Raw genomic sequence first — 25151 nt, forward strand, 5'->3', positions numbered from 1 at the left:
GGGTGGTTTATTGTTTCGCACACTAGCGAGCTCAACTAGGTCTAAAGACAATAAATAATGCTGAAAGACCCAGTCTCGATTACACTGGGTCGTTCATTAAAAAGTGCAATTCAACTGATGCACGAACGCCGTGTAGATACTCTTTTAGTTACAGATGATGAAAATCACTTAAAAGGTTACATAGATCTTGAATCGTTAGCACTTAACCCCAGCAACCAGCATTTGACAAGTGTTTCAGATATTTTAATCACTAAGATTTTCAAAATTACAACCAAAACGTTAATTCGCAACAGTGCAGACAGAATTCTAAAACAGGGTTTAAAGTATGTCCCGGTTGTAGACAATGAAAATAGATTGTGCGGAATTGTCACAAGATCTGCACTTGTAGATATGGTATATGACATAATCTGGGGGGACAAAAATGAAAGTGAAAATCTTTCAGAACAACCACCTGGTGCAAAGCTGCAGGGAGGTGTATAAAAATGATCAGTTTTTTAAACGAATATGGAAGTGAGCTTCTTTTCAAAACTTGGGAACAATTCTACACCTCGGCTTTAGCACTTTTATTCGGAATTGCTGTTGCTGTTCCAGCAGGAATATTACTTACAAGAACCTCTAAAACAGCAAAAATCGTAATTGGAATTGCAGGAATGCTGCAGACCATTCCTTCACTTGCTTTACTGGCCCTGATGATCCCACTTTTTGGAATTGGAAAATTGCCCGCAATTATCGCTTTGTTCATTTACTCTCTCCTTCCGATTCTTAGAAATACTTATATCGGGATGGAAAAAGTTTCTCCTCAACTAAAAGACAGTGTCAAGGGTATGGGGATGACTCGAATGCAGTCAATCAGACACGTTGAGGTACCAATTGCAATGCCCATTATCATGGCCGGAATCCGTTTATCAGCAGTCTATGTCATTTCTTGGGCAACTCTGGCCTCCTACATCGGTGGCGGTGGCCTGGGGGATCTTATCTTTAATGGCTTAAACCTCTTCCAACCGGATTTAATTATTGGCGGCACAATTCCTGTTGCTATTATGGCAATTCTCGTTGATTTTGTGTTGGGAAAGTTAGAAAAATCTTTAGCTCCAGTTACTCAACGAAAATAGAAGGTGAAAAAATGCCCAGAATAATAAAAAAAATAATTCTACTCTTCTTTCTGTCATTTTGTCCATTGTTATCATTATCCGGCTGCGGCCTTCCTGGAGTCAGCGGATCAGATAACAGTACTATTAAGATCGCTTCTCAAAGTTCAACAGAATCACAGATTATTGCTAACATTGTTGCGCAGTTGATAGAACATGAACTTGGTTACAAGACTTCACTTGTTAACAACTTGGGCTCATCAACAGTGGCTCATCAGGCAATGCTACGCCACGATGCAGATATCTCAGCAACTCGTTATACCGGAACCGATCTGACCGGTATTTTACAATTAAACAATATCAAGAACCCTCAAAAAGCAACGCGCATTGTCAAAAAAGAATTTAAAGAAAGGTATCATCAAACCTGGTTTCCTTCATATGGCTTTGCAGACACTTACGCTTTTATGACTACACAGGACTTCGCCAAAAAGTATCACCTAAACACTATTTCAGATCTTCAAAAAATCGCCAGTAATTTAAAAGCTGGTGTCGATACTTCATGGATGAACCGCAAGGGGGATGGCTATAAGGATTTCACAAAGTACTATAATTTCAGCTTTGCCAAAGTATATCCAATGCAGATCGGGCTTGTATACGACGCTGTTGAAGCAGGGAAAATGCAGACAGTTTTAGGATATTCAACTGATGGCAGAATAAAAAGCTATAATCTGAAAGTTCTAAGGGATGATAAGCGTTTCTTTCCTCCTTATAACTGCTCCATGGTTGTTAATGATTCTCTGCTGAAAAAATATCCTAAACTTGCGCCGATTCTTCACCGTTTAGATGGAAAAATCAACTTAAAAACTATGCAAACCTTAAATTATGAAGTTGATAATAATCTATTAGAACCCTCTGTTGCAGCAAAACAATTTCTTGAAAAAAATAATTATTTCAAAGGAGATGACAGAAAATGACTAATCTTAACACTTGGCAACAATTCTGGTACTACTTTGCTCATAATGGGCTTTTTGTCTTACAGCAGTTCAGCCGTCATTTTTTAATTTCAATATATGGAGTTTCTTTTGCGGCAATTATCGGCGTTCCTCTAGGAATTTTTATCGCCCGCAGAAAAAGGCTCAGCGACATTATTATCGGAATCGCTAATCTAATTCAAACAATTCCTTCTCTTGCAATGCTTTCGATTATTATGCTTGGTTTAGGGCTAGGAGTTAATACGGTTATTATGACCGTCTTCCTTTACTCACTCTTGCCCATCATCAAAAATACTTACGCTGGTATGCAGAATGTTGATTCTGATATTCTTGATTCAGGCAAGGGTATGGGAATGACCAAGTTTCAGATTCTCTATCTGATTGAATTGCCCCTTGCCTTTTCAGTAATCATGGGTGGAATCAGAAATGCCCTTGTAATTGCTATCGGAATAACTGCTATCGGAGCCTTTGTCGGTGCAGGCGGTCTGGGAGATATTATTATCCGTGGAACAAATGCCACAAATGGAGGAGCAATAATCTTAGCAGGTGCTCTGCCAACTGCACTAATGACAATTATCTCTGATTTTGTCTTAGGGTTTGTTCAGCGTAAACTAAGCCCTAAGACAAATTGAGATGCCTGTTGGAAAGCAAAAAAAGTTAAAGTAGACCACCTGATTATCAGGATTAGGCTTAAATAGTTTAGTAAAAGAATGTGATGTTTAAACGTAAAAACTATGCTTTCGCTTTCATCAAAAGATTTTGGACTGAAATTATTTCATCATACAAGACTCTGATCTCGTTGTTAAAATCTTCTTTATTTTCTTTTGTTTCAGCTATAAAACTTAGTTCAAAGGTCCTGTGTTCTCTTTAATTAGCATCTCAATTTCTGCTAAAACAAGAACAAAACTCCAACTTCATCTCAATACCAGCCTCGTAAAAATGTACTAATTATGATTAATAAAACAGCTAATAAACCAGCCGGTCTGAAAATTGTTTTGAAGTTTCCAGCGAAATTTTTGCCATTTATTTTGGCCTTAGCAAAATGAAAACGGTTCTGCTGGTCAATATCATGTAAACCATTCAGAATCTAATTTAATTTCGTAGTTTGAAAAGGTAGGTGCCACTGCCAACACAGTTCCTGCTGGGATCTGCCAGATTGTATGCGACAGAAAGCTTTATTTTTGTGCCTCAAAGTTTGCAAAGGTTATGCCAAAAATCAGCAAGAAAACTGTATCTATGATTTCCACGAGACTACTCCTATCAAATTTGCCTTTAATACTTTTATAATGACTTTTTGCGCACCAGTTTCAATCTAGATACATTATTGCATATTTTCTTAAGTGTGCTATTATTATAGTTTGTTTGGGTCATTAGCTCAGTTGGGAGAGCGCCTGCTTCGCATGTAGGAGGTCGCCGGTTCAAGTCCGGCATGATCCATCATATTGTTATGAATATCAGACTTAATCTGCTGTTCATTTTTTCTCCTATTACCTATTTTTTTGTAGGTCTTAAAAACATATTATTTTAAAAGGAGCTAGGTCAAAAGTTATGTTTTGGCTTAGCTTTTTTATATTCTCTTGCAGTTTTTATATTAACGTGTTGCAATAGTCAGTCTTTTGGCACACTCTTTTTTTCGCTAAATTTGTAATTTGCGCATTGCTTATTAAGTATTTTTAAACCATCACTGTTAAATTTTTACAAACTATTGCAACCTCTAAGCCATCATAATAATTGCAAGTTTTTTATTAATGTTCTTTAATTAGTAATAAGAAAAATTGTTTAGTAACATTGCATACGGCACCAAGTTACTTTACTGCACTACTTCACTATGTTATCTGAAAAGGAGAAATTACATGTTCTATCAACAAAAGATGGTTTCACCAGTTGGTGAACTGACTCTGGTAAGTGACGAAAATAATTTAGTGGGCATCTGGTTTAAGGGACAAAAATACTATAAGGCAACTTTGGTCGCCCATGAAGTCCAACTACAGTGGACACCTGTTTTAAAAAAGACAAAATGCTGGCTAAATGACTATTTTTCCTTTAAAAAACCAAATGTTAAAGATATTCCTATAAAACCCCAAGTTAGCGAATTTCGTCAATTTGTTCTTGAGGCTTTATTAACTATCCCTTATGGTCATTACTGCACCTATGGCCAAATAGCACAAAGGGTCGCCGCACGCATGCACAAGTCCTCTGTTTATGCACAAGCAGTTGGAGGCGCCATTGGACACAACCCGATAGCTATTTTAATTCCTTGTCATCGTGTGATCGGCAGCACAGGCAGCTTGACCGGCTATGCTGGAGGAATTGATAAAAAAGTCCAGCTGCTTCAACATGAAGGGATTGATGTAAATAACTTTCATTTCCCTTCATAACACTTCAACTGCTTGTAAAATAATTCCTGATTTTTAAACGGCTATATTATTTCGAAAGGGTGGAGAAAATGACAAAAATTAATGAAGAATTAAAGAAAAAGTTATCAGCCGAAGCGTTTAATGTTACACAAAACGCAGCAACAGAACGGCCTTTTTCAGGAAAGTATGATAACTTTTATGAAGAAGGACTCTACGTTGACGTTGTAAGTGGAGAACCTCTCTTCAGTTCGCTAGACAAATACGATGCAGGCTGCGGTTGGCCTTCATTTACTCAACCGCTTTCACATACTAATATTAAAGAAAAAGCTGATTGGTCATTCGGAATGCATCGTACTGAAGTACGCAGCAAGAAAGCTCTTTCTCATTTAGGCCATGTTTTTACAGATGGCCCGCAAGAAAAGGGCGGACTGCGCTACTGTATTAATTCTGCAGCATTACATTTTGTTCCGGTTTCACAGTTAAAGGAAAAGGGCTATGGAGAATTTCAGAAGCTGTTTGAATAAGTAAGAAAATGTAACCCAAAACACAGCTTACAAGTGTTTCGGGTTACATTTTTTATTCTGTAATAACTTTAATGTTATGCGGAATTGTCGCTGATATCTTAGGATGTTTATTCAAGTAATCAATCAACAATTGTGGAACTTCTATATCTGAACTGTTTAAAACCTTTGCAGCTGAAAACATCGGATATTCTCCTCCGCCAACTCCTCGATACTGATTTAGTGCCACTTTAAAATGCTCTGTCATTTCTACTCTTTGTCCACGATACTGCAGATTTTTAACTCTGCAGCCCACAGGTTGGGTAAGATCAAAAGTATATTCAATCCCAGTATAGTAATCATAATTAAAAAGCTGCTGCTTTGGTTCCAAAAAACTTGGTGCTATTTTAATAGTGCCATCTTGCTGAATTTCAAAAAATGATGCACAACGTTCAAGTGCTTCTTTTAAATCTCTCCCAGAAACCCGTTCAACAACCAAAGTGTTAGGAAAAACATAACTATTTAAAACATTACGGATTGTCACTTCTTTGCTTAACCCCTTAACTTCATCGTTAAATAGCGAAGTCGCAGCTATTTCAGTATCCATTGCTTCCATTTGAACATGATTTACAAAATCAAGATAAGGATGTCCATAAAGCCGAGCCCTTAGGTGATCTTTAATCTCCATATTTCCTTGAATGTTAGCAAGCGGCTGATCCAACCATTTCTGAGTATCTGCATACCATGTATGCGTTATTGCAGTCGTTTCAGATTCAACTTGTTCATTAGCAACTGAAAGTAATTCTGCTTTTGAATCTGTTAGTTTATGGTTCTTATCAAGTTCCAAAGTAATACAGCCTACGTAATCTCCCCGATAGCCTGGCTGAGTTACAGGAACTCCATTAATTTTAGTAGCGATCTTTCGGTGTTGATGCCCAGTTATCAATACGTCTATTCCAGGAACCTCAGCAAGAAGTTTAAAACCTTCATTTTCGCCAGTTTGGGGTTCATTTGGTTTTCCCGTCACTAAATCGCACTCAAAACCGCCATGGTAAGCTACTATAACAAGATCTGCTTTTGTATGTAAGAGCGGTACCCATTTTTTAGCTATTTCTACAATAGATTTAAATTGCCAACCAACGATATTTGCAGAGCGTTCCCAATGAGGAATATATTGCGTTGTCAAGCCTAATATAGCTACTTTAAGTCCACCTTTAACGATTATTGTATAGGGTGCATCTATTACTGAGGATTTTTTTGTTATCAAGTTTGCCCCTAAGATAGGGTAGTCTCGCTTTGCAAGTACCCTTTCCAGGTAAGCTTCGCCATAGTTAAATTCGTGATTTCCTAAAACGCCGGCATCTGTTTTTAAAAGATTGGTAAGCCGCATGAATATTTCATAGTAATTTTTTCCTTGCGTTTTTTGATGTGCATAAGCTGCCATAGGTGAACCCTCTATAAAATCGCCATTTTCTATATAAAAAGTCACATCTGCAGCCGCTCTTTGTTTCTTTATCAAACTAGCAGCCTTTAAAAAACCAAAAGAACGTTGATCATTTCTTTGACTGAAATTAGTAGGATAAATAAAGCCATGAACATCACTTGTAGATAAAATTTGAACTTTCATTATTTAAACCAGCTTCTTTCTCAACACTCCGGAAAGCCAATCAATGGCGGTAACCATAATAATAATCCCAAATAAAATTATACCGACTCGAGACCAAGAACGTGTCTGAATTGCAAATAAAAGAGGAGTCCCGATACCGCCTGCTCCAACCATTCCCAAAATAGAAGCTGAACGAACTGCAATTTCAAAACGATAGAGTGTAAAGGACATAAATTCTGGCATTACTGTGGGAAGAGTTGCCAGACACAAAACATCAAACTTATTGCCGCCTGCTGAAACCAATGCCTCTTCCACTCCAAGATCCATATTTTCTATTGCTTCGCTGAACAGCTTTCCCAACATCCCAATAGAGTGAATAGAAACAGCCAGCACACCAGCAAAAGAACCCGGCCCAACGGCTTTAATAAACATAATTGCCAATACTAGTTCAGGAAAGGTCCGAATAAAAACCAAGACAAATTTTCCACTACTTGAACGCCAATATAACGTCTTGTGTATCGGCCCTCTTGCTGCCCAAAAAGCAAAGGGAATACTTAAAATACCCGAAACAAATGTTCCTAGAAAAGCGATTGCAAGCGTCTGTACAATCAATGACAATAAATCTTCTCCCGAACCATCATAGACATAGGCCCAGTCAGGATGAAATAATCCATAGATAATTGATTGTGAAACTTCTCCAGCAGAAGCTTGAATTCCAGAAAAAGAAAGCCCAATAATACTCCACAGGTAGATTACTGCTAGTGGAATCATCCAAAAGAGCCATTTATATCTCTTAGAAAAAAATTTACTTTTTTCTGTCATAATAATCTCTCCCTCAACGTATTACTCAAACTGTCAATTATTACGACAACAATTAAAATTGCAATAATGATAACAGCCGTTTGATCATATCTGAATGAAGAAAGCGATCTCTGAAGAAAAACTCCGATACCACCAGCTCCTAAGTATCCAAGTACTGTTGAAGCCCGTACATTGATCTCAAAGGTATACAGAAAATAACTAATAAAATTATTTATTACTTGCGGTATTACTGCAAAAACAATGATTTGAATTTTATTAGCTCCAGCCGCGCGCAAAGCCTCTATTGGACCTTTTTCAATCGTTTCAACTGTTTCATAAAATAACTTAGAAATCATTCCAAAAGAAAAAATTGCCAATGTCCAAACTCCGGCAGTCGGTCCAATTCCAACAATGGCTACAAATAACGCAGCCAATAAAAGATCTGGCAAAGTCCGGACCAAGTTAAGAACAAACCTTGTAACACCTCGAACCAATAAGCTTTTTACTAAATTGCGTGCCGCTAAAAATGCAAAGGGAATTGCAACTGCTGTACCGATTGTAGTTCCTAATAAAGCCATTTGAATAGTTTCAATAATAGGTTGGACTACCACGTTCAGATACTGCCAATCCGGGTTAGCCATTCTTCCTAACAAGGCAAAAAATTGCCCAAGATTGCTGAAAAATTCACTCCAATCCACTCCAGTCATGATTGAGGAAAAAATTAACAGCAGAGAGAGAATAACTGTAATAAGGATTCCTCTTACGTGATATTTTTGAATAATAGTCCGTTTTGGTATTTCATTCATCGAATCGCTCCTTCCTCTTGGTAAATGGTCTTGAAATCTTGTTCTGAAACTTCAGTGATCGTTTTATCATACACAAGTTCACCGGCACGCAGCCCAATAATTCTATCAGCATATTTTAAGGCTAGCGGAACAGAATGCAGATTAACTATCACAGTCATCTTAAATTCTCGATTTAAATTTTTTAGATCATCCATAATTGCATTTGTCGTTAGCGGGTCAAGGGAGGCAACTGGTTCATCTGCCAGTATAATTTTAGGATTTTGCATAAATACTCTGGCAATAGCAACCCGCTGTTGCTGTCCACCAGAAAGTTCATCCGCACGGGCATATATCTTTTCAGCTAAATTAACCCGCTGCAAAGCTGTGGCAGCTTTTTTCTTATCTTCAGGACTAAAAATTCCAAGTACACTTTTCCAAGTAGGATAATATCCAACCCGTCCTATTAAAACATTGCGCAATACACTGGAACGTTTAACCAGATTAAAATTTTGAAAAATCATCCCAATGCAAGATCTCAGCTTGCACAATTTTTTGCCTTTCAAAGGGGTAATAGATTCTCCATTTATTGTAATATCGCCATCAGTGATATTATGCATTTTATTAATCGTACGTAATAATGTACTTTTACCGGCTCCTGAAAGCCCCACTATTACTACAAATTCTCCTTGAAAAATATCCAAATTAACTTTTTTCAATCCTACTGTACCGTTATTATAGATCTTTGAAACATTCTTAAAAGAGATCAATGGCTGTTTCGTCATCATTAACTAGTTCCGCCCTTCTATCAAAAAGAGGCTGGGACAAAACTGACGTTTTGGCTCACCCTCTATTTTTTCCGAATATCATTTTATAATTATTGTTAAAAATTAACGTGTTTCTAACAAAAACTACCTGCAGCCAACCAAAATGATTACAATTATAATTGGTTAGATAAAAGCTTTTATTCAATTAAAACTTGTAATGCCATCAGTTTACTTATTCAATTTTTCAGCTGTCTTATCGTATTCTCGAATTACATTAAAATTACTGTCCTTAGAATCTGCATAACCTTCATGCGAATAAACGCTGGAAATAATTTCATGCCCTTTCTTGGACTTAGCAATTTTCTTGAAGGCCTCTTTTATCTTTTTCTGCCATTTTTCACTCATATCTTTACGAACAGTAATAGTATCGTTAGGAATTTTAGCTGTTGTATAAATAGGCACTACTTTGTTCATTACATCCGGCGCATCCTTAGTCACAAGCTTACAAGCACCTTGGAAGACAAACGCCGCATCAGTATTACCGTTATAAACCGCTAAAACTCCTTGATCATGCCCCTTTACTTGTACTGTCTTGATATTATCTTTATTGATGTTGACACCTTCTTTATAGAGCGAAGCTGCTGGGAAAATCCATCCGGCTGTTGATGTCGTATCTTGGACAGCAATCTTTTTACCCTTTAAGTCTGAAAGCTTGGTAATTCCACTGTCTTTACGTACTAAAATCTGAGAACGATAAAAATCAACCATCTTTCCAGTAGACTCATCATTAGGCTCTTTAACACCAAAACGCAGTGCTTGCAAAAGTACCTTGGCACCATATTGTTTGTGTGCAAGCACATAAGCGTCAGGCGGTAAGAAACCAACATCAATTTTTTTTGAACCCATAGCTTCTACGATAGTATTGTAGTCAGTAGAAACACTTACCTTAACTGGGATTCCTAATTCCTTTTTCAATAAGCCTTCGAGTGGCTTAGCCTTAGCTTCAATCGTTGTAGCATTTGATGAAGGGACGAATTGAACTTTTAACTCTTTTGGATCACTTGCACCTTTTACTGTTGACTTACCGCATGCAACAAGTACAGTTACACATAATGCCATTGAAACTAAAGCAAAAATTCTTTTACTTAATTTCACTTTCCCCACTCCTCTTAAATAATTGCATATTTTAATCACGCAAAATCACAGCTGATTAAAAATCCCCAAATCTATCAAACTTTGTTAACGATAGGCTTCCCCCCGAAAGCTAAAAAATCCCTAAAAAAACGTTAACTCTGTCTGAAATTTAGGCAACTCCTTACCTAAAAAGGATTTGTAAAAGGACAGTATCATCGCTGCCAGACAAATCATCTGCAATTTCACATGACTTCTTCAGTATAAATTGCTAGTGTAAGGAAACATCCCTTTTTTTGTAAGCTTTACGTAAAAAAATAGACTAAGGTACTAGCCTTATTCTGAATTAAAGCTAGTATTTTACTCCAAAACAATTTTTAGCTAAATGCTCATTTCTTGACATTGCCTTTAAAAATATGTTTATCATGGTAACGATTGCTTTTTTATTTACACTTAACAACATAAGGAGAATGAGATGTCAGTAGAGATAGAAGTTAAAAATGTCACTAAGATATTTGGAAAACAAATATCTAAAGCAAAAAAAATGGCCTCTCAAGAGGCGAGTAAAGAAGAAATTCTTGCTAAAACAGGCGCTACTGTTGGGGTCGATCAGGCAAGTTTTAAGATAAATCGTGGGGAATTGTTCGTAATCATGGGACTTTCAGGAAGCGGAAAATCCACTATGCTGCGTATGATTAATCAACTAATTCCTGTGACTTCAGGACAAATTTTAGTAGAAGGAAAAGATCTAACTAAACTAGGTAAAAAAGAACTGATAGAGTTCAGACGAGAAAAAATGAGTATGGTTTTTCAAAACTTTGCTCTCTTACCACACTATACCATCTTAGATAACGTTGCGTTTGGACTTGAACTCCAAGGAATTGAAAAAAATGAACGTTTGAAAAAAGCTAAAAAAGCTCTTAAAATTGTTGGCTTAAGCGGTTATGGAACTCAGTATCCTTCACAGCTCTCAGGCGGCATGCAGCAGCGGGTTGGATTGGCACGTGCACTTGCAAGCAATACGCAGATTCTGCTTATGGATGAAGCTTTCTCTGCGCTTGACCCATTGAACCGTAAAGAAATGCAAGATGAGCTTTTAAAAATTCAGTCCGATTTAAATAAAACTATTGTCTTCATAAGTCATGATCTTAATGAAGCTCTGAAGCTTGGGGATCATATTATGATCATGCGTAATGGTATGGTCGTACAAACTGGTACTCCGGAAGAAATTTTAACAAATCCAGCAAACGATTACGTTGAAAAATTCATAGAAGAAGTTGATCGAACTAGGGTTTTAACTGCCAGTAATGTAATGATTAACCCTGCCACTGTCAATATCGAGAAATCTGGTCCTCGAACTGCATTACGCGAAATGCAGGCTAATAATACATCATCCATCTACGTTGTTGACAACCAGCGGCATTTTATCGGCTGGGCTGATGCAAGCGATGTTTCAAACTTAATTCGTAAGGGTTCAAAAGACTTAAAATCTGTGTTAATGCGCAATGTCCCAGTAGCACACCCCGATACACCGCTTAATGAACTTCTTTCTGAAGTTTCCACAACCCAGATCCCTCTTGCAGTTCTTGATGAAGATAGTCACCTGAAAGGGATTATTGTCCGTGGTGCCGTTTTGGCAGCTTTAGCAGGAGATGAGGTAGAATAATGACTTTAACAATAGCAGCATCGCTGGAAAAATGGATTAATTCGTTTGTTGACTGGCTCTCTCAGTTTACAGGAGTTTTTAATGCTATTAGTGATGGAATCAGTTCAATTGCAAATGTGTTTCAATGGATCTTTGATCTATTACCGGCATGGCTCTTTATCGTATTGGTTCTAGGTACAACTTATTTTAGCAAGCGTCACGAAAAAAAATATGGTCTTTTGACATTTGAGCTTCTCGGTCTTTTATATATTTGGGTCATCGGCTATTGGAGAGATATGACACAGACATTAACGTTAGTTTTAACATCGTGTTTGATTGTCTATATAATTGGTATTCCATTAGGTATCTGGATGGCTAAGAGTAATGCTGTTCAGTTGATTGTACGACCCATTTTAGATTTTATGCAAACGATGCCGGCTTTTGTTTATCTGATTCCGGCAGTAGCATTTTTTGGAATTGGTACGGTACCAGGGGCTATCGCATCTATTATTTTCGCAATGCCTCCTACAGTTAGAATGACCAACTTAGGAATCCGGCAGGTTCCAACCGATCTGGTGGAAGCTGCTGACTCTTACGGTGCAAATGGCTGGCAAAAACTTATTAAGGTTCAATTGCCGTTAGCACGTTCAACTATTATGGCAGGAGTTTCACAGTCTTTGATGCTGGCACTATCGATGGTAGTGATTGCTTCAATGATCGGAACACTTGGACTTGGAACTCAGGTTTACTTTGCGGTTGGTCGCAATAATGCAGGGGCAGGTTTTACAGCCGGTTTAGCAATCGTAATACTGGCAATCATCATCGATAGAATGAGCAACACTTTGCAAAAAAAGAAATGATGAAAGGAGTGATCACTTGCTGCGCAAGAATTTCAAATTCCTGAAATGGTGTCTTCTAAGTCTGCTGCTTATTTTTTTGCTTTCTGGCTGTGGAAGTACAACCGAACCTTACCATCCTGAGGAAAAATTAGGCCCACAGATCAATTATACGATCACAGGGATCGATGCAGGGGCTGGAATAATGGGAAATACCCAGACTGCGCTTGAAAAATACGGTTTAAAAAATCATAATTGGCAGTTACAAACAAGTTCAACTGCTGCAATGACAACTGTTCTCGGTAAAGCTATCAAAAATAAGCAGCCTATTGTAGTTACTGGTTGGGTGCCTCATTGGATGTTCACTAAATATAAACTTAAATTCTTAAAAGATCCAAAAATGATTTACGGTAAATCTGAGAACATCCACTCCATTTCACGATTAGGATTACAGAAGGATTCTCCTGGGGTATACACCTTTTTGAAAAATTTCTCATGGAACACTTCACAAATCTCAGAAGTAATGTTTGCTGTTAACAACGGAACTTCACCTCAAGAAGCTGCAAAAAGCTATCTAAAAAAACATCCTGATCAAGTTAAAAAATGGCTTTCGAATGTATCCGCTGGGAAAAATAAAAAAATTACGATTGCCTATGTTGCTTGGGACTCTGAAATTGCTTCTGCAAACATTGCTAAAGAAGTTTTGGAAAAGCGAGGGTATCAAGTTGATATCCGAGCAATGGAAGCACAACCAATGTGGACTGCTGTTGCAACCGGTGCTGCAGATTTTTCGCTAAGTGCTTGGCTTCCAACTACACATGCTGTTTACGCCCACAAATTTAAAGGAAAATATATTGATGTTCATCAAAACCTACATGGTGCAAAAACAGGCTTAGCAGTACCGACATATATGAAAAACATTAATTCAATAGAAGATTTAAAAACTAAATAACATTTATCTATTTAAAAAAGATCGTTGTATTCTACATTAACCTAGAATGCAGCGGCCTTTTTTAAATTATTTTCTTAAATTTTTAACTTTTGCTCACTAAGTTCATTCTTAACAATAAAAAAATGTGGCTTTTCAAAATCCAACATTTTACGAGTTAACTGCAAGCTGACCGGACTGATACGATTATACGGCTCAAAGTAATACCGCAATGATTCTAGACAAAAGGAAGAACGATAAACCGAATATGTCTTTTGATAAGCACTGCTTTTCGGAACACTTACACTGTCAAGCAAATGAAAACTACTAATAATGTTAGCTTCCTCATTTTGCGGCTGATCAACTCTCTCTTTATAATAAGCAGCACGAATAAAACGTCCACTAGGTGTATAAGAACTTGAAGGTACTTTTTTTCCCGCAAAGCTCCCAGTGCTTATTTTTGAAACATCATTAGAAATATTTTGATTAATAAATTCTGGGGTAAAGTTCAAATATCCTGCTAATTTTTTTAGCTGCTGCTTAAAATCATATGCATTAGTAACCACCCCAAGAGGATTATCCTGCAACTTAAGCGGCTGCCGGTTCGGCTCTATAATTACAATCCGCCCTGTCTTATCTGCCGCAACGTAGTGGAGTTCCGGATAACCATAATCCTTTACTGCATTTTTTCCACTCAATAAACGAATCTCTTCAATATGTGTTTCAATGTCTGCTACCGAACTGAAGTTTGCTAGTAAATATAATGGTAGCTCAAAAGGTGCTAAGCAAATATGATCATTATCACATTCATCAAGCAACTGTGCCCCATTCTTAAATGTTAGTTTTTGTACACTTAAACCGCATTCATTAACTCCATCAGAAATATCAATCTCAAAATCACGCTTTCTCCCAGTTCCAAGCATTGCAAACCGATTCGTGCGAGAAATACCATCGAAATCTGATTGCCACCTAAAATTACGAGGGACAAAGACTGGGCCTGCAACCAACCTATGCCAGTCCATGGTACGTGAAAGTACATGACTGCCATCTGCCCCCACTTGAAAAATACTCGTACACATACTCCTAAACCTCCCGTTTCAGCCTATTGAAAGCTGAAGCTCAATAAAAAATCGTAAATCGTGAACTTTTAACTCCAGTGTCATGAAAACACGTACCTAAACTTCTTATTCGTCTAGACTTTCTTCATTTTTCCATCGGTTATCTGATAAACCTTATCCGCCATTTTTTCTAACCGGAGATCATGCGTCACTACTATAATTGTTTTTTGGTTTTCATGGGCCAGCCTTTTCAATAGGTTCATAACCTGCATCGTACGTCCAGTATCAAGTGAGGCAGTGGGCTCGTCTGCTAAAATATATTCTGGATCAGCAAACAATGCCCTTGCGATCGCCACACGTTGTTTCTGCCCTCCAGATAATTCATCTGGATATTTGAACAGCAGTTCTTTTATTCCTAGAATATTTAAAACTGAATTGAACTGCTTTTCGGAAAGGTTATTCGTTTTAACTTTTTCAAGCAAATCAAATTGCTCTTTTACTGTCAGGTAAGGTACTAAATTATAGGCCTGAAGCACAAAGCCAACAGTAGTTAATCGCATTTTAGTCTGTTCTTTTTGAGAAAGCAAGGTAATATCTTGCCCGTTGATCAATACATCTCCAGAACTAGGAGTCTGCAGCCCGCCTGCAATTGTAAGAAAAGTTGTCTTTCCAGAACCAGACGGTCCTACCACTAAAACCAGCTGGCTTTCTTCAACTTCAAAGTTGACTTGGCTTAGTGCAACAAACCGGCTGCTGCCAGTCCCATATACCTTGCTTACATCTATCAATTTTAATCCTGTCACTTTATCCTCCAATCATCTTAACCGGGTCAACCCTTATAATTTGTTGAATTGGAATCAAAGAGCCCAACAACGACATTAAAATAATTCCTGTCCCAGCAACGCACACACTGGAAAGAGAAATAGAGATTGGTACTTGGGTAGGCAAAACAACCGCAGTTAAAATTGATAATACTATGGCAACTCCGACACCAGCAACAGATATAATGAGAGTCTGAGTCAATGTATTGAGTACCAGATAACGGGTTGGAATCCCCTGAGCTTTCATTACTCCAAAGTTTGGGAGCTTTTGGATTGTCAAAATATAAAGGAAAATTGAGATAATTATCAAAATAATTATGAAAAGAAATCCTATCATAAAATTGAAAGTCAGCTGCTGGGCACTATAACCTGGTAATTTGTTAATAAACTGGGTAAGCGTATAACTTTCGCTATCACTAAGTTTTATATTTTTATCCAATTTTTTATTCAAAACCACTCCGTTAGTAACATCTTTATCTATTTTACCCAGCGTTTCAAAGGAAATGTAAACCACAGGAGCAGCATTTAGTGAAGCCTCTTTAGTAAAACCGACTATCTTAATCTGTTCTTTCGAATTAGCAGTAGTAAAATAATCACCTACTTTATATCCGTCAGTCTTGAATTTAGCGGAAGCTAATGCCTCTTTTTCTGCAGTGAACTTATCTCCAGCAATCAACGGAAGCCTTTTATAAATAAACTCATCTTTATTGACCGCCAGAAGCTGAGTATTCTCTTCTTTTTGTCCGCTCTTTCCCTTGACAATTGTAGAATATTGCGCAATCTGCGCTCCCCTATTTCCAATTTTTCCAAGATCTCTTAGGGGCAAAAAAGATTGAGCCAAGCGGCCTTGTGCATCTTTATTAAGAATAATCCTTTCTGCATGCCAAGGTTCAAGTGCAGATTTATTCAAATTAGATAAACCTGATGCTAAACCTGTCAAAACAAAAACCAAGTAGCTGACAAAAAATATCAAGCTGATAATTAAACCATACCGTAACTTATCATGTTTGATTTCTTTAATAGCTAGGAACATCAGTTCACCTCAAAATAAAGTATTTTCAAAATAATACAGTTAACTAAGTTATCCTAGCACTTTTACTTAAATAAAGTAAAAAATTTGATACCAGAACCTGTTGAGGGCTCTTAAATAATAGTTTACTCTGTCATGCTTGTGCAGGTAACAGTTTCTCTTCCAATTTGGAAACCATTCATGGACTTTTCGCCAAATCTGATCTAAAAGCCTCCTTCTCAAATTTTTATCCTTAATTTTAATTGCCTTTCTAAGCAATACATTTCCTAACAAATTACGGCAAAAGCGATACTCAAGTTCTTGTTCAAATCTCGCATAGATCTTTTTTGCTTTATAAAAAGCAATAATATCTTCATAGATCCAAAAAATTTCGATAATTCGATTTGTTTCATTGTATGAAATTGAAGAAGAACGTTGTGTATAATGAACTTCGTAATTAAAATCACTCGCTACTTCCGAAATATTGTTTAAAAAAGCTGCTGTCTCAAAGAAGAAAACCTGATCCTCATAGAGTTTGCCATAAGGAAAAAGGACCCCTGTATCAAAAAGCCAGTCTCTACGGTAGAGTTTGTTCCACGCTACAACTCTTCCTTTGACCAAGTATTCAGATAATGAATTATAAGCCCTTCCCTTGTCTTTTTTAGAAAAATCCTTAAATTCCCACACAAAATTACATTCAACAATTTTTTTTGAACCATTTTTAGTCAATGCATACATATTCTCAAGCATCTGTGTCTCCACATAGTCATCTGAGTCAATAAAAAGCAGGTACTCTCCAGTAGCAAAACGCATTCCATAATTACGTGCATCTGATAAACCGCCGTTTGCTTTTTCATAATATTTAATTAGCTGCGGCGCTTTTTTTTGATATTCTCGGCAAATACTTCCAGATGAATCTGTACTGCCGTCATTAATCAAAATTAATTCAAAATCTTTCATTGTTTGTGCAAGCAGACTATCGAGGCAACGTCGCAGATATTTTTCTACATTATAAATAGGAACAATTACACTAATTTTTTTCATCGCATTATCTCTCGCTTTTCATCTCCTTATAGACTAATTATTATGACGAAATAAACTGCGCACTCTGCGAGCAACTCCCCAGCCTATTCTTAAAAACAAATTCAGCTTCATTCCCCATTTTTTGCCGAAACGTCGATTGTTCCTTCTGATAATTTCTGTATGTACGCGGCTTCTTTCATCTTGCCACAATGCACTGTAGTGGTGGATACTGTAAGTCTTTTCTGTGATTTGTACTTTGCCGGTTAAAAAATCCATAGGTGCAAAATATTCCGTAGGATATATCATAATACCTTCAATTTTTTGTAATTCATTTCTTTTTTCAAATCCAGACTGCACAAGGTACTTCGTTGCGTAAACTGGAATAGCAATAGTATTCAATTCGCCGTTTTTTTTGATAAACCTTATTCCTTCATACATATCCCTTAATCCTTTGATGATTTTGTCAGCTTTAGCAGCACCAAAACCTAGGCCTGGTGCCACAAAAACTCCTTCTTCGTTAGTTTCCATCCCAAAAAAGCCATTTTCATTGAGCAAACTATCTAAGTTCTTCACTAATTCAACATCTGTGTCTAGATAGATCCCCCCATACTCATAAACAACATCAAATCCTGCATAATCGGAAACAAAACTCCATTTTTTTTCCTCATAGGCTTGTTCCATATATCTATTTTTGTGGATATCATAATTTGTTTCATTCCAACAAATAATCTCGTAATCAGGACAAAGTTTTTTCCAACCGTCAATATATTGTTGATACTGTTTGGGCAATGGGGTATTGCCAAACCAGCAATAATGAATTTTTTTAGGTATCATTTTAGACTCTCCTGTTCCTTTTCAAGCAAAGAATTCCAAGCATTGCGGATAAAGTAACCTGATCGTAATTTATGTGCTACTCTTTCAACATTGATACATAGTTCTTGATACTGGCTCTCAGATATCTGTTCCAGTACCCCATCAAGGTCATGCAGGTCAGCAATTAAAATCCCCAGTCTATGTTTTTTAACAAAACCCGCTAGAGCAGCTTTTTCCCAAATAATAACAGGCAAGCCTGAACTCAAATACAAAGACGCCTTGTGCGGATCATTGTATCTAAGATAGCTTCCAAACTTATCATCACATGTTTTCAGGCTTCCGCCATCCCAGATCAGCCCAAAATTTTGTGTCAACTTGCACGGAAGAAATTCAGGAGTAAAAGACCCGCGGTAATGAATATTTCCCCGGTAATTGTCACATTGATTCGGCCCAAAAAGCTCCAACCGATGCTTCAACTGTAGTTTGCTAAGAAACGTTGACTTTTTCAAGTTACCAGCAAAACATAGGGTGCGTTCAAATGGTCGGCTGCTTAATAACGGCTGTGGATTGTCATAGTCAAAAAGCTGCAGGCTAACCATAGGCCTAGTAACACCTTTTTCTTTCAACCACGTCAGCATTTTGTCATTATGCACAATCAACCCATCACTTTGATTAAAAAAATTAATCTCATCTTTGAGAAACTCTACATCATCATGTCGATGACGTAGAGATTCTACATCGTGCAGTATATAAAATAGCTTTGCACCTTTATTCTTTCTGACAGTCTGCACTATTTTAGTATTTGTCCTAGCGTTAAAAGCAGGGTACTGAAATAAAACAACACCCGGTGTCAGTTTATTCAGTCTATGCGGAATGTCCCATATTACTTGCTTAAAACTCAATAATTCAGCTTTACGACCGCCGTTAAAATAAAATTCAATTCCTTTGAAAGCTGATTTTTCTAAAAAATGCACTATATCTGTTTTGGCCTTAGGACCAGCTTCATTTTGACTTTTATCATACATAGAAATTATATATTTGTTCATTTGCTACAACCAACCGTCCCTTTCGTACTCGTCTTTTATATTTCACGAAAATGAGTTCCTTTATCCTTACTTTTTTAAATACTACCATAAAAAATAATGAAGTAACGTACTCGGTGCATTAAAAACTGTTGAATTGAAAGAAAGCAGTTTTTTCATTTAAAATAGTTTGCAATTTATTTTACCAAATTTTGCACTACTGCTTTGTGTTTCTTACTCTCTTCATAAATTTTTAACTTGTTTTTACATTTTTCATTGTGCTTAAAAATTAAACGTTTTAGACGATACTAATGATTGAGGTAAAATTAATCAATTATCCTCAGGGGGTAAATATGGAAACTGAACAATTAGTCAAAAGAGCTTTTTCTACAGCACTTTCACGAGAAATGGCAGTTGTAATTTTTGATATTAATAAAAAAATTATATATACAACACCTTTGTTTGCAAAAATACTGAAGTATACTACTGTCGAATTAGAGAGTCTTCACCATTATGACCTATGCTTTTCTGATTATGTCAAAAGCGACAGTTATCAAGAATTTTGGAGCAGACTCTTAAATGGGCAAAGTTATCAGGATCGTGTTATTCGCAAAGACAAGAATGATGCTCAAGTTTTTCTTGAAGCCAACTATTTTCCTGTCAATGATGAACATGGACAAGTCGTTGGCGTCATGAAGGTCTGTTTTGATATTACTAAAAGGACCGAAAGGCTGAATGCTTCACTCAAAACCGTTTCGCAAATTTCACAAAAAGTGGACGAAATAGCACAAGGAGGACGAAGTAACCTTCATTCTTTACAAAATAATATTCAAGAAATTACTTCTTCTTCAAGTGATAATATGAAAAGTAGCCGCTTTTTATCAAACCGATCAGAACAAACTAATGATATCGTTAAAACAATCCATGGAATCTCAAAACAAACCAATATGCTTGCAGTGAATGCTTCTATCGAAGCTGCACGAGCTGGTGACGTTGGACACGGCTTTGCAATTGTTGCTAAAGAGATTCGCAAACTATCTAATCAAGTGCGGAAAGAAGCATCGGAAATTCAAGATCACATTGGAAATATTACAGAACAGGTTAACGCTATTCTACAAAGCTCTGAAGCTATCCTTCAGATGACTTCTTCAGCCGAAACATCAATGAGAAGCAGCTCAAATTCTTATGGGACGCTTAAGGAGATGTCAACACAACTGCAAAAATCTGTAAATAATTTAAGTACACTTTTTATGATAAAAAACAACTAACCTTTTAAACCAGAAAAACTTACTATTAAAACATGTTAATGCAAATATTTCGGATTAAAAACAGAAGGGACTAAGTCAAAAGCTAACTTTTGACTTAGTCCCTTCTTAATGGATAGCCGCAACAATGATGGATTGTAGGCCAAACCATTAAGAATAACGATAAAAGACTTGTATAAAAAACTCCGACAAAACTTAAAGATTACTGAAGTTTTTTTAATATTTTTTAGTAAAAAGCTCTTTCCAGCCCTTGCCTTAAGTCAGTGATTAAATCATCAGCGTCTTCTAATCCAATCGACAACCTGAGCAGTTGATTATTTAATCCATGTTTAATGCGGATTTTCTGCGGCACTTCTCTATGGGTAGTTCTCGCAGGATTGACAATTAATGATTTCGCATCTCCAATATTCGGCAAGTAGCTAAAGATGTGTAAATTTTCAATTAGCTTTGCAACATTACTTTCTTTCCCCTTTAATTCAAAAGATAACAAGGCTCCTACGCCTTTGGGAAAATATTTTTTTAACAACTTATTGTTACTTTCAGTACCAGAATAAAATACTTGTTTCACATATTGGCTTTGTGCTAAAAATTCTGCAATTTTCTTGGCATTCGAAACCTCTTTATCCAATCTTTCAGAGATTGTTTCTAATCCCAACAGGATCAGATATGCTTCACTAGGTCCAAGCACAGAGCCTAGGAGGCGAACATACTTCATTCTGATCCTCTTGATAAACGCTGCGTTGCCGAACTTGCTTACAAAACTATGTTGGATATGCTGTTCTTCATCGCCTAAAATAAATTCATTCTCGGTAAACTGAGGAAAATGACCGTTATTCCAGTCAAACTTCCCATGGTCAACCACCAGACCCGAAAGTGCATTTCCATGCCCATTAATTCCCTTAGTAGAAGAATAAACAGTAATATCTGCGCCGTATTCAAACGGACGCAACAAGTAAGGAGTCGGCAAGGTATTATCTACAATCAGTGGAATTCCAGCTTCATGTGCAATCTTAGCCAAACCTTCAATATCTGCAATCTCAGTACTGGGGTTTGCTACACTTTCAACATAAATTGCCTTTGTATCTGAGCCGATCAACCGCTTTATTCCTTCAAAATCATTAGGGCTGTCTACCAGATCAAAATTAATCCCAAATTTTGGAAAAAAGTTACGAAATTCATCTAAACTGGAGCCGTAAATATTCGTAGGCGCAATAATTCTGCCGCCTCCTTCTGCAACATTAAAAATTGCAAACGAAATTGCAGACATTCCTGATCCCACAGCAACTGCATCCACTCCACCTTCCAGTGCTGCAATTCTTTTTTCAAACACTGCAACAGTCGGATTACCATCTCGCGAGTAATCAAACCGCCCCGGCAGTTGTCCTGTAACTATCTGATTAGCAACTTGCGTGTTGGTCAATTCAAATGCAGCAGTTTGATAAATTGGAACGGATGAAGCAAAATGATGCTCACTGGGTTTATAACCAGCATGAATTCTTCGAGTATTAAATTTACAATCTTCCAAAATTTTCACTCTCCTACTTATTAACTAAAGTTCCCTTGGAATTTAATAATGAAACAACAGTTGAATTTTTTGGTATTACAGCTGCTGCAAGTGCGCTTTTTATATCAGCAATCAGATCTTCACTATCTTCAATACCAATTGCACATCTGATTAATTGAGGAGTAATTCCAGCATTAATTCTTTCTCGCGGCGGTAATTCTGCATGACTCATTTCATAAGGTATTTCTACTAAGCTTTCCACCGCGCCAAGACTAACTGCAAGTTTAAGCAAGCGAAGATGATTAACAAAGCTTGATGCGTTAACTGCTGGACTCAATGTGAAAGAAAAAACCCCTCCGAATCCCCGGCATTCATGTTGTGCGATTTCATGATCCTTAGTCCCTGAAATACCCGGATAATTAATCTGAACTACCTCGCGTCTTCCTTGCAAAAAGCTGATAATAGCAGCCACATTTTGCTGCTGCCTGTCTAATCGGACTGAAAGTGTCTGAATGCCTCTGCGAACAAGGTTTGCACTTTCAGGTGAAAGTACACCGCCAAGCGCATTTTGTACAAAATAAATTTTTTCTCCTAGTGCAAAAGTCTTTGCAACTACCAGCCCTGCAATTACATCAGAGTGTCCGCTTAAATATTTAGTTGCAGAATGAACGACAAAATCTGCTCCTAAATCTAAAGGCTTCTGCAGGTACGGTGTCAAAAATGTGTTATCAACAATTGTTAATATATTATGCCTTTTAGCAACAGCTGCTATCTTTTTAACACTCGTTACATGCAATAATGGATTCGTAACCGGTTCAAAATAGATTGCTTTTGTATTATCTTGAATTGCTTCTTCTACTTTTTTTAGATTGCGTGTATCCACAGTAGTAAAAGTTATTCCCTGCAGTTTAAAATATTGATTAATCAAGCGATAAGTGCCGCCATACAGCTGCTGGCCAATCAAAATATGATCACCCGGCTTAAAAATTGCAAAAACAGCATGAATTGCTGCCATCCCTGAGGCAAAGGCAAAACCGCACGCACCGTTTTCAAGCTGTGCTACTTGTTTTTCTAGAAACTCTCTAGTAGGGTTACCTGAGCGTGCATAATCCCAACGGACTTTATCGCCAATTTTAGGGTACTGATAGGTGGATGAATTATAGATCGGCATATTAATTGCGCCTGTATTATTATCTTTAATTTCTTTACCATGAACTAGTTGTGTGTTAAACCCTGTCATTTTAAAGGACTCCTTTCTATAAAAAAAGTACTCTCCATCCCCGTTCTTTCGAACAAGGACGAAAAGTACTCATTTCCGTGCTACCACCTTAGTTTAAACAGCTTTCACAAGCAGTTTCTCAAGAGGTACTATTACCTCTAACTCTATAACGGAAGTTACCGCCACCGCTTTACCGCTTATAATCGGCTTAGCAATGTAACTTTAAAGATAGGACCATCTTCATTAAATTACTTCTTATCGCTTTACACCAACCAGCGATTCTCTGAAAGCAGCTCTTTAATTACTCATCCTACTGTTTATTTCACTTATTTTTACAGTATTATCAGTCATTTATGAGAAAATGTCAACTATATTTTAATAATATTCTATATTTGTTGAAAAGCTAAGTCTTTTTAGGCTGACTTATTCGAAAAATAATTACAATTCATAAATAAAACTGTTTTATTTGACTGTAATTTAGAATAATTATAAAATAGTTTATGGATGGATAACCAGTAAATATAGTTATTCAATAACCAACATTATAGGAGGTTGTTTTTTAATGGCAAAGTCAAAGGTAATTATCGTTGGAGCTTCCCATGGCGGGCATCAAGCAATTCTAGAATTGCTGCAAAGAAATAGTGATGTTGATATCACCTTGTTTGAGGCTGGTGATTTTGTTTCGTTCATGTCGTGCGGGATGCAATTGTATCTTGAAAACAGTGTAACAAATGTAAACGACGTTCGTAATTTCAAACCTGAACAATTCACAAAAAAGGGAGTTCATCTGCTAAATAATCATGAAGTTACCCATATTAATGCAGACAAAAAAACTGTAACTGTTAAATCCAATCAGTCAGGTGACACTGAAGAAGTTGGTTATGACAAGTTAATCTTAAGTTCTGGAGTTGTACCAAAAGAATTGCCGATTCCTGGAAAAAAGCTTAAGAATGTTTATTTAATGCGGGGCTACGATTGGGCTACCAGCATTAAACAAAAATTAGAGGATAAAAAAGTCAAAAATGTAACGGTAGTCGGTGCCGGTTATATCGGTTTAGAGGCTGTTGAGGCAAGCCGCAAAGCAGGAAAGAACGTAACTCTTCTAGATGTAATCGATCATCCGTTAGGTGCTTATCTTGATCCTGAAATGACTTCTATTATTGAAAAAGAGCTTAATGATAAAGGCGTTAAAGTGGTAATGAATGCACATATTCAAGAATTTGCTGGAGTTGGCAAGGTTGAGACAGTTAAAACTGAAGACAAAGAATATCCAAGTGACCTTGTGATACAAGCAGTTGGAGTCCAGCCTAATACACAATGGCTTAACGGAACTATAGAATTAGATGGACACGGATTTATTAAAACAGATGAATATCTGCGTACTAACCTGCCTGATGTCTATGCAATTGGGGACGCAACGCTTGCCTATTCAGTAGCTGCTGGCAAACACCTTCCAATCGCACTGGCAACAGTAGCTCGCAGAGAAGCACGTTATGTTGTTCAGCATCTCTTTGAAAAAAAACCAGAAGTTCCATTCAAGGGAATCGTGGGCTCGTCAGCACTAAGTGTCTTTGACTACCACTTTGCAACGAGCGGGCTTAATGAAACAACAGCAAAACGTGCAGGAATCTCAATTAAGACTTCTTTTTACCAAGACACATTAAGACCGCAATATGTTCCTGCAGATAAAGGTAATGTATCTGTTTTCGTCAAACTGGCATATGAACCGAATTCACATCGTATTGTCGGCGGGGCAGTATTGTCAACTTATGATCTCACAGCTCAAGGCAATGTGATTGCGCTCGCTATCCAGCATAAGTTGCGTCTTGAAGATTTAGCCGAAGCTGACTTCTTCTTCCAGCCAGGTTTTGACCGTCAGTGGAGCCTGTTGAATTTAGCAGCACAGCATGCATTAGGTGATAATCTCTTTTAAAAATACATTATTTCATTAGTTGTTAATATCACAATAAAAACACAAACTGCT

General features: G+C 37.1%; 23 protein-coding genes, 1 tRNA gene, 1 pseudogene and 1 other annotated feature. Of the genes and pseudogenes, 12 read left to right on the top strand and 13 right to left on the bottom strand.

All coding sequences use genetic code 11. The features are described from left to right. Window positions 1–54 precede the first annotated feature (54 nt). The 7 genes and pseudogenes from FD46_RS03980 to msrB form a co-directional block, all read left to right on the top strand. Window positions 55–480: pseudogene (locus FD46_RS03980) on the top strand (CBS domain-containing protein); the annotation flags it as partial. A 2-nt stretch (window positions 481–482) separates the two neighbouring features. After that, complete coding sequence (locus FD46_RS03985; protein ID WP_057895902.1) at window positions 483–1112, top strand: ABC transporter permease; 630 nt, start codon at window positions 483–485, stop codon at window positions 1110–1112. A gap of 11 nt (window positions 1113–1123) precedes the next feature. After that, entirely contained in the window at window positions 1124–2062 is a 939-nt protein-coding gene (locus FD46_RS03990) for an osmoprotectant ABC transporter substrate-binding protein (RefSeq protein WP_057895903.1), read from the top strand. Further along, the gene (locus FD46_RS03995; RefSeq protein ID WP_057895904.1) at window positions 2059–2712 is read left to right on the top strand and encodes an ABC transporter permease; all 654 of its coding nucleotides are present in this window, start codon (window positions 2059–2061) and stop codon (window positions 2710–2712) included. Before FD46_RS03990 ends, FD46_RS03995 begins: the two co-directional genes overlap by 4 nt. Before the next feature lie 732 nt (window positions 2713–3444). Next, window positions 3445–3517: transfer RNA gene (locus FD46_RS04000), tRNA-Ala, on the top strand. Window positions 3518–3933: 416 nt separating this feature from the next. After that, the gene (locus FD46_RS04005; protein WP_057895905.1) at window positions 3934–4458 is read left to right on the top strand and encodes a methylated-DNA--[protein]-cysteine S-methyltransferase; all 525 of its coding nucleotides are present in this window, start codon (window positions 3934–3936) and stop codon (window positions 4456–4458) included. 59 nt (window positions 4459–4517) lie between these two features. After that, a complete protein-coding gene (gene msrB / locus FD46_RS04010) occupies window positions 4518–4961 on the top strand; it encodes a peptide-methionine (R)-S-oxide reductase MsrB (protein WP_187329018.1) in 444 nt (147 codons plus the stop codon). Window positions 4962–5013: 52 nt separating this feature from the next. Here msrB and FD46_RS04015 read toward each other — a convergent pair whose 3' ends face one another. From FD46_RS04015 to FD46_RS04035, 5 genes are all read right to left on the bottom strand, one after another. Beyond that, window positions 5014–6564: a bifunctional metallophosphatase/5'-nucleotidase gene (locus tag FD46_RS04015; RefSeq protein ID WP_057895907.1), complete on the bottom strand. Its 1551-nt coding sequence runs from the start codon at window positions 6562–6564 to the stop codon at window positions 5014–5016. Between the two features lie 3 nt (window positions 6565–6567). Beyond that, window positions 6568–7365: a phosphonate ABC transporter, permease protein PhnE gene (gene phnE / locus FD46_RS04020; RefSeq protein WP_057895908.1), complete on the bottom strand. Its 798-nt coding sequence runs from the start codon at window positions 7363–7365 to the stop codon at window positions 6568–6570. Continuing rightward, complete coding sequence (gene phnE, locus FD46_RS04025; RefSeq protein ID WP_057895909.1) at window positions 7362–8150, bottom strand: phosphonate ABC transporter, permease protein PhnE; 789 nt, start codon at window positions 8148–8150, stop codon at window positions 7362–7364. The genes phnE (FD46_RS04020) and phnE (FD46_RS04025) overlap by 4 nt, the downstream gene beginning before the upstream one ends. Further along, the gene (gene phnC, locus FD46_RS04030) at window positions 8147–8911 is read right to left on the bottom strand and encodes a phosphonate ABC transporter ATP-binding protein (protein WP_057896021.1); all 765 of its coding nucleotides are present in this window, start codon (window positions 8909–8911) and stop codon (window positions 8147–8149) included. The genes phnE (FD46_RS04025) and phnC overlap by 4 nt, the downstream gene beginning before the upstream one ends. A 210-nt stretch (window positions 8912–9121) precedes the next feature. Then, window positions 9122–10048 (bottom strand): phosphate/phosphite/phosphonate ABC transporter substrate-binding protein, encoded by a 927-nt coding sequence (locus FD46_RS04035; protein WP_057895910.1) that lies wholly within the window; start codon window positions 10046–10048, stop codon window positions 9122–9124. Window positions 10049–10499: 451 nt separating this feature from the next. On the opposite strand from FD46_RS04035, the gene FD46_RS04040 reads away from it, so the two are divergent. Genes FD46_RS04040 through FD46_RS04050 form a run of 3 tightly spaced genes read left to right on the top strand, consistent with a single transcriptional unit; the run spans window position 10500 to window position 13457 of the window. Further along, window positions 10500–11690, top strand: coding sequence for a quaternary amine ABC transporter ATP-binding protein (locus FD46_RS04040; RefSeq protein ID WP_057895911.1), 1191 nt, complete (start codon window positions 10500–10502; stop codon window positions 11688–11690). After that, entirely contained in the window at window positions 11690–12529 is an 840-nt protein-coding gene (locus FD46_RS04045) for an ABC transporter permease (protein WP_057895912.1), read from the top strand. Before FD46_RS04040 ends, FD46_RS04045 begins: the two co-directional genes overlap by 1 nt. 16 nt (window positions 12530–12545) lie before the next feature. Beyond that, window positions 12546–13457 carry a glycine betaine ABC transporter substrate-binding protein gene (locus tag FD46_RS04050; protein ID WP_057895913.1) on the top strand — a complete coding sequence of 304 codons (912 nt, stop codon included), beginning with the start codon at window positions 12546–12548 and terminating at the stop codon, window positions 13455–13457. Between the two features lie 74 nt (window positions 13458–13531). Here the strand turns inward: FD46_RS04050 and FD46_RS04055 are convergent, their stop codons facing one another. From FD46_RS04055 to FD46_RS04080, 6 genes are all read right to left on the bottom strand, one after another. Continuing rightward, on the bottom strand, window positions 13532–14512 hold the full coding sequence (locus FD46_RS04055; RefSeq protein WP_057895914.1) for a linear amide C-N hydrolase: 981 nt from the start codon (window positions 14510–14512) through the stop codon (window positions 13532–13534). A 113-nt stretch (window positions 14513–14625) separates the two neighbouring features. Further along, entirely contained in the window at window positions 14626–15294 is a 669-nt protein-coding gene (locus FD46_RS04060; RefSeq protein ID WP_057895915.1) for an ABC transporter ATP-binding protein, read from the bottom strand. A 1-nt stretch (window position 15295) separates the two neighbouring features. Beyond that, complete coding sequence (locus tag FD46_RS04065; protein ID WP_057895916.1) at window positions 15296–16345, bottom strand: ABC transporter permease; 1050 nt, start codon at window positions 16343–16345, stop codon at window positions 15296–15298. Between the two features lie 66 nt (window positions 16346–16411). Continuing rightward, entirely contained in the window at window positions 16412–17365 is a 954-nt protein-coding gene (locus tag FD46_RS04070; protein WP_057895917.1) for a glycosyltransferase family 2 protein, read from the bottom strand. A gap of 33 nt (window positions 17366–17398) precedes the next feature. Beyond that, window positions 17399–18178, bottom strand: a complete 780-nt coding sequence (locus FD46_RS04075) for a glycosyltransferase family 32 protein (protein WP_057895918.1) — start codon at window positions 18176–18178, stop codon at window positions 17399–17401. Next, on the bottom strand, window positions 18175–19203 hold the full coding sequence (locus tag FD46_RS04080) for a sugar transferase (protein WP_057895919.1): 1029 nt from the start codon (window positions 19201–19203) through the stop codon (window positions 18175–18177). The genes FD46_RS04075 and FD46_RS04080 overlap by 4 nt, the downstream gene beginning before the upstream one ends. Before the next feature lie 329 nt (window positions 19204–19532). Here FD46_RS04080 and FD46_RS04085 point away from each other — a divergent pair, with 329 nt between their 5' ends. Next, on the top strand, window positions 19533–20447 hold the full coding sequence (locus FD46_RS04085; RefSeq protein ID WP_057895920.1) for a methyl-accepting chemotaxis protein: 915 nt from the start codon (window positions 19533–19535) through the stop codon (window positions 20445–20447). Window positions 20448–20670: 223 nt separating this feature from the next. On the opposite strand, the gene FD46_RS04090 is transcribed toward FD46_RS04085, so the two are convergent. Together FD46_RS04090 and FD46_RS04095 are read right to left on the bottom strand one after the other, a co-directional pair. Further along, window positions 20671–21969, bottom strand: coding sequence for an O-acetylhomoserine aminocarboxypropyltransferase/cysteine synthase family protein (locus FD46_RS04090; protein WP_057895921.1), 1299 nt, complete (start codon window positions 21967–21969; stop codon window positions 20671–20673). Between the two features lie 13 nt (window positions 21970–21982). Continuing rightward, the gene (locus FD46_RS04095; RefSeq protein ID WP_057895922.1) at window positions 21983–23188 is read right to left on the bottom strand and encodes a trans-sulfuration enzyme family protein; all 1206 of its coding nucleotides are present in this window, start codon (window positions 23186–23188) and stop codon (window positions 21983–21985) included. 51 nt (window positions 23189–23239) lie between these two features. Further along, window positions 23240–23488 (bottom strand) — a binding site (T-box leader). A 241-nt stretch (window positions 23489–23729) separates the two neighbouring features. Between FD46_RS04095 and FD46_RS04100 the strand changes: the two genes are divergently transcribed. Continuing rightward, a complete protein-coding gene (locus FD46_RS04100; RefSeq protein ID WP_057895923.1) occupies window positions 23730–25100 on the top strand; it encodes an FAD-dependent oxidoreductase in 1371 nt (456 codons plus the stop codon). Window positions 25101–25151: the final 51 nt, after the last annotated feature.

Source organism: Liquorilactobacillus oeni DSM 19972, from assembly GCF_001436275.1.
GTDB lineage: Bacteria > Bacillota > Bacilli > Lactobacillales > Lactobacillaceae > Liquorilactobacillus > Liquorilactobacillus oeni.

Coding starts and splice junctions, on each gene's coding strand:
- FD46_RS03985 (WP_057895902.1), top strand. CDS start 483: ATGATCAGTTTTTTAAACGAATATGGAAGTGAGCTTCTTTTCAAAACT.
- FD46_RS03990 (WP_057895903.1), top strand. CDS start 1,124: ATGCCCAGAATAATAAAAAAAATAATTCTACTCTTCTTTCTGTCATTT.
- FD46_RS03995 (WP_057895904.1), top strand. CDS start 2,059: ATGACTAATCTTAACACTTGGCAACAATTCTGGTACTACTTTGCTCAT.
- FD46_RS04005 (WP_057895905.1), top strand. CDS start 3,934: ATGTTCTATCAACAAAAGATGGTTTCACCAGTTGGTGAACTGACTCTG.
- FD46_RS04015 (WP_057895907.1), bottom strand. CDS start 6,564: ATGAAAGTTCAAATTTTATCTACAAGTGATGTTCATGGCTTTATTTAT.
- phnE (WP_057895908.1), bottom strand. CDS start 7,365: ATGACAGAAAAAAGTAAATTTTTTTCTAAGAGATATAAATGGCTCTTT.
- phnE (WP_057895909.1), bottom strand. CDS start 8,150: ATGAATGAAATACCAAAACGGACTATTATTCAAAAATATCACGTAAGA.
- phnC (WP_057896021.1), bottom strand. CDS start 8,911: ATGACGAAACAGCCATTGATCTCTTTTAAGAATGTTTCAAAGATCTAT.
- FD46_RS04040 (WP_057895911.1), top strand. CDS start 10,500: ATGTCAGTAGAGATAGAAGTTAAAAATGTCACTAAGATATTTGGAAAA.
- FD46_RS04045 (WP_057895912.1), top strand. CDS start 11,690: ATGACTTTAACAATAGCAGCATCGCTGGAAAAATGGATTAATTCGTTT.
- FD46_RS04055 (WP_057895914.1), bottom strand. CDS start 14,512: ATGTGTACGAGTATTTTTCAAGTGGGGGCAGATGGCAGTCATGTACTT.
- FD46_RS04065 (WP_057895916.1), bottom strand. CDS start 16,345: ATGTTCCTAGCTATTAAAGAAATCAAACATGATAAGTTACGGTATGGT.
- FD46_RS04070 (WP_057895917.1), bottom strand. CDS start 17,365: ATGAAAAAAATTAGTGTAATTGTTCCTATTTATAATGTAGAAAAATAT.
- FD46_RS04075 (WP_057895918.1), bottom strand. CDS start 18,178: ATGATACCTAAAAAAATTCATTATTGCTGGTTTGGCAATACCCCATTG.
- FD46_RS04080 (WP_057895919.1), bottom strand. CDS start 19,203: ATGAACAAATATATAATTTCTATGTATGATAAAAGTCAAAATGAAGCT.
- FD46_RS04085 (WP_057895920.1), top strand. CDS start 19,533: ATGGAAACTGAACAATTAGTCAAAAGAGCTTTTTCTACAGCACTTTCA.
- FD46_RS04095 (WP_057895922.1), bottom strand. CDS start 23,188: ATGACAGGGTTTAACACACAACTAGTTCATGGTAAAGAAATTAAAGAT.
- FD46_RS04100 (WP_057895923.1), top strand. CDS start 23,730: ATGGCAAAGTCAAAGGTAATTATCGTTGGAGCTTCCCATGGCGGGCAT.